This is a genomic window from Coprococcus sp. TM115-187, assembly GCF_027679115.1.
Classification (GTDB): Bacteria; Bacillota; Clostridia; order Lachnospirales; family Lachnospiraceae; genus Allocoprococcus; species Allocoprococcus comes.
In genome coordinates this window covers 44,218-55,737 of record NZ_JAQEKS010000020.1, presented here as the reverse complement: position 1 = coordinate 55,737, position 11,520 = coordinate 44,218, and the positions used below count along the sequence as shown (strand labels likewise).

Below are 11,520 nucleotides of genomic sequence, written 5' to 3'. Positions count from 1 at the left end.
GAAAAATCTATTAACCCTTTTCTAAAATGCCATATTTTCCCTTCACTATTTTTTATCATAAATGCTCCTCCCATATGATTCTTTTCAAGGCATATATTTTTAATATAACACTTTTAACTTTTTCTTGCAATAATTTCCCTGTTATTCTAGCTATTCTAGCTATTCACTTGTAAAGTTAAATTCCACCTCGCTGTGTAATAATAGAAAGAAGGACTTTAGGTTTTATAGTAAACCCTTAGTCCTTCTTTTTTTCGGAACTATTCTTTTTTTCAATATTGACTAATTTTATTAATCTGTTTTTACTGTAACATTAAAAAGCTTTCTTCATGGTGATGTTTGCATTGTTCTTTCCACCGTAACCTTTATCACTTGGGGTACTGGCATAAACAATTGTATATCGATTATCGCCGTAATATTTTACTTTCTGGTGATCTGACTTATCAAAAATGAAACCAATATCTTCTAATCCTTTCTTTAATTTTGGCGTCATTCCGCTATAGTTGCTGAGCAAACGCTTCGCCTCTTCTGCTCTTTTTTCCCCTATTGCCTCATAGTCATTAGCATTTAAAACATCCGACAATACATCGTATCTTCTTGTTCTTGTCTCTGTAGAAGACAATTCTTTCTTCACCGCAGACAATACGAAATCTTTTACTTCTCCAGGATAAAAATCATCCTCATCCCCAGCAATTAAAACAGGAACATCTGTCATAGAGTTCAATTTAACTCTTAACCAGCCTATTTCATATTCTTTTTTTGTAATTCGAAAGTTAGTCTTTCAATTTCAAAATCTTTCTTCTGCATCTCTCCTTCAAATTCATCAAGGATTCTATCTGCTTCTGCTTTTCCCTCTTTTAAAGCCTGTTTACGCATACTCTCCTTCGTTTGATCCAAATCCGACTTAAGAGCAATTAACTCGTAAAGAGCCTTTCTTCTTCCAATCTCTGCTTCAACATTCTCTTCACGTTTACAGGCCAACCGATCCTGCAATATAGCATTATTTACTCCAAACCACGTATACAATGTCCCTACTATTTGCGAATTACTATACTGCATAACCGTTCTCGTCACTTTCTCAGCGAGAATACGATCAATACCTTCGGACATTCTGTACAGGTATCTCCTATGCCCAATTGCAGGATTTGGATGATATATTCCAATAGCACCATAATATTCGTTATTACCGTTACATAATTCTTTCAATTTACGATTTGTACAATTTGTCTTTTGTACCAAAACATGTGCTACCCCTTTTAATTCTTTAGCTAGTTTATTAGTATCTACTGGATCCTCATCATAAAAGGTTTTCGTAATAATTACAACTCGTTAAGGAAAGAATCGAAGGTGGTGCAAACGAAAAAGCAGTATTGAGACTTTTCATTAACTACCCTTTCGTTTGCATCAATTTCGATTTTTTCTGGTTGAACAAAGCGCGTCAACTCTATATGGACTTTTAATTCTGACACTCTATTTATAATTGGATAGCGTGTACACATAGAAACACATAGAATTTATAATTCAGTCCTGTATTATGACACCAGAAATAAGCCTCCCTAAGGAAGCTAAAAAAAATATACAGTTATGATACGTTAACAGAGCATATGTGGTTTTGGTTTTATAAAATGTTGTTCTGTAGGCAGAGGAATAATCTTACCACCACAGGAAGAACACTTGCATATATCTTTATTATAAAGAAGACGGATAATGGCAGGTGCACCCATATCTTTCAGCTTGGAAATATATTTTTTGCAACCAAGGATGTTTCTGCATAGGGTAATCTTTATCTTCTTATTTCTGGATGAAAGAAGACCATAGTGCCTGATACATACAAAGCGTTTTGGAGGAACATGCATTAAAAATCGACGGATAAATTCCTCGCCGGATAAGGTGATCTCTTTCCAAAGCCCTTGGTTTTTGTAATCTTTAGCAGAAAATGTAACTGTAGATTCTGTCATGTCTTTGATACGGTAGTTGCTGATAGCAATCCGGTGGGTGTATTTTCCAAGGTATCTGATGATAGATTCGGCACCGTCAAATGGTTTCTTGCAATAAGGAATCCATTCCTTTGCATAGCAGGTATTTAACAATTCCTTGAAAGTATAGTAGTTTTTGTAAGGTGCAGCCGATCCATGAAATTCAAGCCTGTCATTTTCCCAGAACTGCTTAAGTTCAGCCATGTATTTTCCACGAAACGTTTTTGAGATTACCTTAATCGGAAGGAAAAAATCTTTCCCATTGTCTTTCCAATGATTTTTCACATCCAGCCCTCCACCAAGAACAATCGCATGAATATGAGGATGAAAGTTTATGGTACTTCCCCATGTATGGAGGATACAAATATAGCCGATATCAGTCCCAAGATATTTACTGTCAGCAGCAAGTTCACTGAGAGTATCTGAAGCCGCATGATAAAGAGCAGCGTATAAGAATTTCTGGTTGCTGTAGATAATGGGATTGAGTTCTTCCGGAACTGTAAAAACCACATGGAAATAAGGAGCATCTAAGATATCCTCCCGCCGTGCATCTACCCATTTTTCTTTTGGAAATTCCTGACACATAGGACAGCACCTGTCACGGCAGGAGTTATAGTGGACTGATATGCAGCCGCAGTCCTCGCATACGCTTACATTCACACCAAAGGCACCAGTTTTGCAATTCATGATGTGGTAGGCGGCCTTTCGCTGAACGGGAGAAATACTATGTGTGGATTCAAAAGATGAATAAAAACGATGAAAAACATCCTGAATCGTACAATCCTTACTCATGATTCACCACCTTCCGGGTTGTCGAACGGGCTGCGGATTCCAAGAAGTGTCTTGTTGCTCACATGAAGGTAAACATCTGTAGAGCGAGGATCAACATGTCCCAGAAGTGACTGGATATATTTTATATCTGTGCCATTTTCGAATAAGTGGCTGGCAAAACTATGACGGCACGCATGAGAGGAAACATGACGGTTAATGCCGGCGAGTTTAGCACTTTTCTTAAAGAACTGGTTAACACCGGTTATATTAAGATATCCACCGGTCCAGGAACTTGGGAAAAGGATATCTTTAGGGCGACCACATTTGTACCAAATACTCAGTGAGAAGGTCTAAATTTTTTTGAGACAGAATCGTATACCTGTCAATTCTGCCTTTGGTTTCACGAACATGAATTGTCATGTTGGTACGTGAAATGTCATCATAATGAAGATGAACAACCTCTGATACACGTAATCCGGAAGAATACATAGTTGCAATAATCGCTTTATGCTTCAGATTCGGAGTGGCGTCAATGATTGCATTTATTTCATCGCGGGATAGAACAGCAGGAAGATTTCGCTCTCTTTTCATAGCCGGAACAGTGTCATCATCCCAGACAGTCTTCAGCACCTTTTTATATAAGAACTTGATTGCAGACCGATAGTGATTGTGAGTTTCAGGAGACCTTCCTTCCAGACGTTTGGCAGTAAGAAAACTTTCCGCATCTTCAAGTGTAAGATCAGAAACATTTTTTCCAATCCAACGAAGGAAGTAACTGACATCAGAGCAATACAGTTGAATCGTTCTTTCACGCAGGTTACGTTTTTCCGCTTCATTACGGATGGATTCAAAAATATCTTTATACATAATAAAACCTCCAGAATAAGTAGTGTTAATAATTACATCTACCTATTCGGAGGTGCATTAGCGTCATAATTCCGATTGCGGAAGAGACTGGAAAATGTTATTCTTATCATAGGCAGTGGAGCTTTCTTAGTTCAGTTGTTTCGTGTGGTAACTTAACAATAACGGATTATGAAAAGTAATTCCACTGCTTTTTAATAAAAATAAAACTGCGCCACAGCCTTGGCAGGCCATCGCGCAGCGATTTTGTTCAATGGTAATTTGTATTTTGCATTTCCATTAATAACATTAACAATCAAATCAAGATTTTCTTCATCAATAACTAATGGTGTGCGCAACACTTCAAGATTACCGTCTTTCGTAATATAACCTCGATCAATTAACATCGAAATAAAAAAGGTGTAAAAAATTTTGTATCAACATTTAATGCCTCTTCAATATAACTACGATCCAATCTCACTGCCATTTTCATTTCTGAAAAATTCATAATATAATCCGTATCCCATACAGCTCCATCTGACTCTCTCTTTTCAAATCGAACCGCAATTATATTTTTATTTCGGTATTCTTGAATCTCTAAACATTTATTCTCATCTTCATAGCGAACATTTCTTTCACCATTCCATTCAATGTCTGATATGATACTTTCCGGATGACCTTTCTAATTCCACTCAATTACTAAATTTATAAAATCACTTTTTGTCAATTTCAAGGATAGTTGAAAATAATAACATTCTTTTCCCTCTTTTATCTATAGTAAAATAAAATTTAGTTGTTGCCATGTCGAGAAACTGCTATTACAGTCCCCGTATTAAATAAAATCACAGCATTATGCTCTTTTACGATATTCTCTCAAATTGTTAATCCTGTCGTTTGCTATTTTTTCTTCTTGTTCGATATCCGAATTCTCTAAAATCTTCACAACACAAACTTCTCTATTTTTTCGGTATCTCCACATGTCCCATTTTTCAGAAAAATACGGATATAACTTGTTAGCGGTAAAGCGCTTCAATGTTGGTACTGCAATTGAAAATGTTAAAGTACCTACCACATCACCTAAGAATTTTGCCCTTTCTATTTTTAGCACCTCCAAAAATTCATCCTAAATTATTCACGGCAATATCGTGAATAATTTAAGTTTATCTATATTTTTTTCTGTTTTATACTTATTCTTGAACATCATCTGTAGTTTCACTAATAATATATCTTGGTCTTGCCTTTGTTTCCAAATATATTTTCCCAATATATTCCCCAATAACACCAAGCGAAAGTAACTGAATCCCTCCGAGAAACGCTACTATGCAAACCATACTTGCCCAGCCAGCAACCGTATTTCCCATAACCTGCATAATAATTGCCCATATAATAGCACAAAATCCAAGACATGAAATAATTGTTCCAGCTGCTGTAATCATTCGGATAGGTTTAATGCTCAAACTGGTAATACCATCAAATGCAAGTGCCAACATTTTTTTCAACGGATAATGACTTTCACCCGCAATTCGTTCATGCCGTTCATAATATACTGAAGTACTGTTAAAACCAACTAACGGAATCAATCCACGTAAGAAGATATTTACTTCTTTAAAATCAGAAAATGCATCTAATACTTTTGAAGAAATCAGTCTGTAATCTGCATGATTAAATACAACTTCTGCTCCCATCCAATTTAACAAATGATAAAAAGATTCTGCTGTAAATCGCTTAAAAAATGTGTCTGTTTCTCTCTTGCTTCGTACTCCGTAAACAACTTCAGCCCCTGCCATATATGCATCTACCATCGCATCCATTGCATTAATATCATCCTGTCCATCGCAATCAATCGAAATTGTAATATCCGCTGCTTCTTTAGCTGTCATCAATCCAGCCAGAACAGCATTTTGGTGTCCACGATTTCTGCTCTGTGCAATCCCTTTATAATGATATTCTTCCTTTGATAATTTTTTAATTAATTCCCATGTACCATCTTTGCTTCCATCATTAACAAATAAAATACGGCTTTCATCAAGAATCTTTCCTTCATTGACTAACTGATGAATTTTTTCCAAAAAAAGCGGCGCTGTAATAGGTAACACTTCTTCTTCATTGTAACAGGGAATAACAATATATAAAATTGGTACTTTTCTCATCATTTTTTCCTTTCGTTCTTACTGTAATTACTCAACCATTCTAACACTTTAGGGTATATTTTACAATCTTCTGCTGATACTCTGAAAATAAATTTTTATGTTTTTAGTTCTACTATCTAGAAAAAGCTCTTTGAAATACCGATTTTTCATCAGTCTTTCAAAAAGCTTCTTCATTTTTCGCCTTTTACAATATGTACTTACTTTTCAAGCTGGTTCATTAATTTAATAATACCCTGACCATACTCTACTCCCGTTGCCCAACCAGCGCCTATCGGATTTTCATGGGTGCCAAGCCATTCCACGTATTTTGCTGAGCCTTTGTTTACTAAACGAAATCTAGGATCAACACATGTATATTTTAAATCTTTCTCTGTTAAACCTGAAACTGCATATGCTTTAAGATGCTGAATCTGAGCTCTGACGCCCATTCTTACACCATTCTCTCCATATTTACTAAAATCAGCTCCGGAAGCTCCGTTATCAGTAGCTCCTAAACCAGCGAAATTGAACTGTTCTATTTTCACCTGTCCGCCAAATTGTAACCATCCTGTTTCCTTCATACTCTGGCACCATGCAACCGCTGGATCTACACCTTCCGCTGTTGCTTCTTCATAATAAATACTGGCAAATTTTTCTATACTTTCCGCTCCACCTTTTTTTAATTTTTCAGTTGGATACGTTTCGCCTGTATTTTTATAAAACTGTACCATCTGCGTCACATTTGTGGTAGATGTATTTACAATCAGATGGCTTGCTTCTTGCTGTTTTTCTACTCTTTTACCTGTATTATCATAATAATGTCCATTTATGGTAGTATTTTTTACCATTGCACCTGTCACAGCATCAAAATAATAATAGTAATTTCCTATTTTCTGTTCTTTATAGAGCATTTTTCCATCCGTTCCATAATATACAGTTTTTCCCGGCAAATTATAGAATCCCGTCGCCATCTTTCCAGTTATCGTATCAAAATAGTACCATGCATCACTGATCTTCTGTTCTCCATACTCCATGACACCACTTCCATTATAGTACACAGTCTTTCCTGGTAACTGGACGAATCCCTTCTGCATGACTCCATTCTTATCAAAATAATACCATCTTCCGTTTTCACAATATTCGCCGATCTTACTTTGTCCATTACTTTGATAATACCTTGTTTTTCCGTTTACTGTCTTCCATCCAGAATACATGCTTCCAAATACTGTATCAAAATAATAATAGTAATTCCCTATTTTTTGTTCTCCATACTGCATAACTCCGTTTTCATTATAGTATACAGTCTTTTCTGGTAACTGGACGAATCCCTTTTGCATGATTCCATTTTTATCAAAGTAATACCATTTCCCATTTTCGCAGTATTCACCTGTTTTTCCCTGACCATTACTTTGATAATATCTTGTTTTTCCGTTTACCGTCTTCCATCCAGAATACATGCTTCCAAATACTGTATCAAAATAATAATAGTAATTCCCTATTTTTTGTTCTCCATAAAGCATTTTTCCGTTGCTTCCGTAATATACCCACTTTTCAGGTAACTCACAAAAGCCAGTTGCCATCTTTCCGGTTATCATATCAAAATAGTACCATGCATCATTTATCTTCTGTTCTCCATACTCCATGACTCCGTTTTCATTATAGTATACAGTCTTTTCTGGCAAATCAACAAATCCGGTCTGCATAATTCCATTCTTGTCAAAATAATACCATTTATCATCAATCTTGTACTCTCCTATTGTACAACATCCATTTTCCTGGTAATATCTTGATTTTTTATTAACTGTTTTCCATCCTACATACATACTTCCAAATGTAGGATCAAAATAATAGTAACAATTGCCTATTTTCTGTTCTCCATAAAGCATCTTCCCATCTGCTCCATAGTAAACTACTTTTCCTGGTAAATCATAAAATCCTGTAATCATTTTACCAGTAGAAGTATCAAAACAATACCATGCATCATTTATCTTTTGTTCTCCGAAACGTTTCTTTCCGTCGGTTCCGTAGTAGTATATTTTTCCCGAAAGATTATAGAAACCAGTTACTCTCGCACCCGTAATTGTATCAAAACAATACCAGGCATTATTTATCTTCTGTTCTCCATAGCGCATCTTTCCATCTGCCCCATAGTAAACAATTCTTCCCGAAAGATTATAAAAACCAGTTACTCTCGCACCCGTAATTGTATCAAAACAATACCAGGCATTATTTATCTTCTGTTCTCCATAGCGCATTTGCCCATCTGATCCATAATAGACCGTCTTACCCGGTAAATTGTAGAACCCAGTAATTCTTGCACCCGTAATTATATCGAAATAATACCATGCATTATTTATCTTCTGTTCTCCATAAAGCATCTGTCCATCTGAATTATAATAAACCGTCTTACTTCCCAGATTCACAAATCCAGTCTGCATTACTCCATTTCCATCAAAATAATACCAGTGACCACCAATTTGTCTTTCTCCTGTCACTCTCTGATTATTCACATAGCAATATTTCTTTCCATTTACGGTTTTCCATTCTACTTTTTCTTTCGATAATCCAAGATAATTTGCAATTCCAGTCGCATCCGCAACACCTAATCTTTTTAGTCCAGCCTCTGTATTTAAGACATTATTCACATCACCACTATTCGTGATAAACGCATGTTCAACAATAATACCAGGAATTCCATTGTACTTATTAGCGACCTGTACTGTAAACCAATCTTCAAGTGAACCATCTGGATACTTGTACTCCGGCTCTGTTCCTGTCTTATAATACAGTCCTCTGTTATACAAACCAAGTGAAGTCAGTTCACTCAAAATCTTTGACGCAAGCTCTCTTCCCTGTGCACCTACATCTGATTTCCAGTTATAGTTTGGAATAATAACTTCTGCCCCATAAGCCGCTGTTGTAGCTGCCGCATTCAAATGAAAACTCACAAAAATCTTTGCACCTGCTTTGGCTGCTGCATTTGCTCTTGCGGTAATACAACCTCCTGCCGGCGTTTCATTTGGATACGGGCAAGCTGAAGAAGTTCTTGTCATGTATACTTCTACACCATAATACTGCTCCAGTTCTGCTTTACAATAATTTGCAATTTTCAGTGTAAGTGCTTCCTCTCGCAAACCATTTGCTGATGCTCCGGCATCTCTGTTATCATGTCCCGGATCCAATGCTACAACTATTTTTCCAGATTTTGCAGCATATGTACTGATTCCTGTATCATCATCAAGCGATAACGTTGCTGGTGTTGACGCAAGAATATCTGTCTGTGCAGCCTGAAGTGCATCTTCGATACTGTTCTGTTCTTCAATTGTTCCATCTTCATTAATAGTAGAAATGGATACATTTGCTGCATCCTCAGCTACCGCTTCTTCCTGTTCTTCATCAACCGGCTGAAGCTCATCAATACCATCATATTCTTGATTTACTCCGAACCTCGCTTCCACTCCAAGATCTGAAAGCGCATAATCTGTCGTTTCTCCATTTTCTGTTACACTGATTGAAACGACTTCATATGTTCCACCCTGATACTCATCTTCATAATACTTTTCAAACAGGTAAAGATTACCTTCGGATCTGCTGATGTACCAGTCTTCCCAGGTATCATCATCTTTCCGAACATGAAGTACCATCTGGTCTATGTATTCATCTTCCTTGCCCCAGGATACAACGATTCTCTGTGTATCCGGAGTTTCCAGATATGGACTTTCAACATAAGCATAATTCATTTTGCTCTGTTCCGTCTGATCTTCCTGTTCTGCTGCTTCCTCCTGTTCCTGAACTACTTCCCCTTGATTATTTTCACTGACTGACTGCTGTTCTTCTGTCGTCTGCTCTTTTTCTGCAGGCTGTTCTTCTTGTTGTTGTGACTCATCTGCCTGTGGCTCAGAAGCCTGTCCTTCTGTCTGCTGAGATTCTGTCGTTTGTTCTTCTGCAGCTGGCGCATCCGCCGCATATACCGGCATTGTTGTACCAATCATTGAAAAGACCAGCAATGCCACACTGCATTTTTTCAACCAGTTCTTCATTATATACTCCTCTTCTCTTACTCATCTGCTGTCATGTATCCTTTGAGTACGGTATGTCCGGTCTCTAAAGGCTGCCCGTTTTCCGTAATCTTAAATCGTTCACATTCATACGTTTTCAGGAAAGACTTTTTAATACATGTGAGTATTTGTTCTTCTCCTGTCGTCCCCATGCTTCTGATGTAAGAACCAGTTCCGGAATCTACATCGAGATCAATCGTTTTCTGTTCTTGATCAACATTACAGCTGTTCATCTTACACTCACTGCTAAGAACGCCTTCCCCTATTAAGCCGTTCCAGATATCGGTTGTCTGGAGCAGATTTGTTCTGATCTCTGCGCATTCGATTTCTTCACTGTCGGATATATAATATAATTTCAGAATCTGATCCTGAGCTTCATGGTCTCCGCTGTCTTCCGCTTTGCTGTCATTTTCTTCCGCCTGCTCATCCTTTTGTTCTGTTTTGTCCTGCGTTGGTTCTGTCTTTTCCTGACTGGTATCTTGCTTTTCCTCTTGCTTTGTATTCTGTGTCGTATCATTTGCTTCTTTTGAAGTATCTGTACCACTGCATCCCAAGAGCATAACACTGAGGCTCAACACCATTACAAATACCAATATTTTTCTCATCTCACACCTCCCTCCTTAATCTTGTCTATTATACAATAGTTCTCAATTTTTGTCTATTTTCGACACGAAATAATTTCCCGAAAATGGATATTTATTAAAAAGCAGGAATTTATCTCCACCCTTTTTCAACGAACATTTTGTTTTATGCCATATTTCCCTTCAAAATCAGCAAGGCAAGCTCCATAGTCTCATCCCATGTTGCTTGCCTTCTTAATCTCACAATATTTACTTTTCCGGATACAATCCCTTCTCAACCAGTGCCTTCACTTCATTAACAACCAATTCTTTGTCTTCTTTATAAGTTACCCCGAACCACTTATCATGTGATTTCAGCACTTTTACTTCGACTTTTCCTTCTTTCAGAAGATCTCCGATAATCGTTGGAAGCAGATACTCTCCTTTCAGATTGCCTTCTTCCTGTACTGCCACAAATTCTGCGAATCCTTTTTCGAGGATCTCAAAGAATTCTGGTGTGAGTCCCCACATATTCATGGAAACCGGCGTGTCTGCATCGATCGGTGTCTCTTTTCCATCTGTTGCAACTGCTGCACCTGCCTGTGTCTTGATGATATTGGATGTCTCTACAATCTCTGTAAGCATCTGGTTATCATCTACCTTACACACACCACGGGTTACTCCACCATTTTCACTAAGTGTGTTTTTAAGTACGAATCCAACCATGCTGATCTGCATTTTATCTGCCTGCTTTTCCGGTGTTGTCAGTTCTTTGAATGCTTCCACATAAGCTTCTTTTCCATAATAATCATCCGCATTGATTACCAGGAATGGCTCATTTACCACATCCTTGCAGCAGAGAATTGCCTGACCGGTTCCCCATGGTTTCGTTCTTTCTGCAAATTTTTCTTTAAATGCTTCCGGAATATCATCAACTTCCTGGAATGCATATGCAACTTCAACCTTCTTTTCAATCCGGTTGCCGATGATCTCACGGAAGTCCTTTTCCAGATCCTTTCGGATGACAAATACCACTTTGTCAAATCCGGCTTCCATTGCATCATAGATCGAATAGTCCATGATAATTTCACCATTTGGTCCTACTGGCTCCAGCTGCTTGATTCCTCCTCCGAAACGGCTTCCAATTCCTGCTGCCATAACAACTAATGTAGCTTTGCTCATCTTT

Annotated in this window: 10 protein-coding genes; all 10 read right to left on the bottom strand. The window is 37.5% G+C overall.

Translation table 11 applies throughout. The features are described from left to right. Positions 1–310: 310 nt before the first annotated feature. The gene (locus PGW42_RS12135; RefSeq protein WP_270203977.1) at positions 311–712 is read right to left on the bottom strand and encodes a hypothetical protein; all 402 of its coding nucleotides are present in this window, start codon (positions 710–712) and stop codon (positions 311–313) included. 26 nt (positions 713–738) lie between these two features. Beyond that, a complete protein-coding gene (locus PGW42_RS12130) occupies positions 739–1,236 on the bottom strand; it encodes a hypothetical protein (RefSeq protein ID WP_270203978.1) in 498 nt (165 codons plus the stop codon). A gap of 353 nt (positions 1,237–1,589) precedes the next feature. Beyond that, complete coding sequence (locus tag PGW42_RS12125) at positions 1,590–2,765, bottom strand: IS91 family transposase (protein ID WP_270235149.1); 1,176 nt, start codon at positions 2,763–2,765, stop codon at positions 1,590–1,592. Then, positions 2,762–3,010, bottom strand: coding sequence for a tyrosine-type recombinase/integrase (locus PGW42_RS16275; RefSeq protein WP_330677044.1), 249 nt, complete (start codon positions 3,008–3,010; stop codon positions 2,762–2,764). The genes PGW42_RS12125 and PGW42_RS16275 overlap by 4 nt, the downstream gene beginning before the upstream one ends. A gap of 43 nt (positions 3,011–3,053) precedes the next feature. Further along, positions 3,054–3,611 carry a phage integrase N-terminal SAM-like domain-containing protein gene (locus PGW42_RS12120; protein WP_330677042.1) on the bottom strand — a complete coding sequence of 186 codons (558 nt, stop codon included), beginning with the start codon at positions 3,609–3,611 and terminating at the stop codon, positions 3,054–3,056. 826 nt (positions 3,612–4,437) lie between these two features. Next, a complete protein-coding gene (locus PGW42_RS12115; protein ID WP_270203624.1) occupies positions 4,438–4,695 on the bottom strand; it encodes a hypothetical protein in 258 nt (85 codons plus the stop codon). Positions 4,696–4,774: 79 nt separating this feature from the next. Beyond that, entirely contained in the window at positions 4,775–5,737 is a 963-nt protein-coding gene (locus PGW42_RS12110; protein ID WP_270203661.1) for a glycosyltransferase family 2 protein, read from the bottom strand. Between the two features lie 197 nt (positions 5,738–5,934). Then, positions 5,935–9,756, bottom strand: coding sequence for an N-acetylmuramoyl-L-alanine amidase (locus PGW42_RS12105; protein WP_270235148.1), 3,822 nt, complete (start codon positions 9,754–9,756; stop codon positions 5,935–5,937). Positions 9,757–9,773: 17 nt separating this feature from the next. Beyond that, the gene (locus PGW42_RS12100) at positions 9,774–10,379 is read right to left on the bottom strand and encodes a hypothetical protein (RefSeq protein ID WP_118199102.1); all 606 of its coding nucleotides are present in this window, start codon (positions 10,377–10,379) and stop codon (positions 9,774–9,776) included. 225 nt (positions 10,380–10,604) lie between these two features. Continuing rightward, a complete protein-coding gene (locus PGW42_RS12095; protein WP_270203626.1) occupies positions 10,605–11,516 on the bottom strand; it encodes a nucleotidyltransferase family protein in 912 nt (303 codons plus the stop codon). Positions 11,517–11,520: the final 4 nt, after the last annotated feature.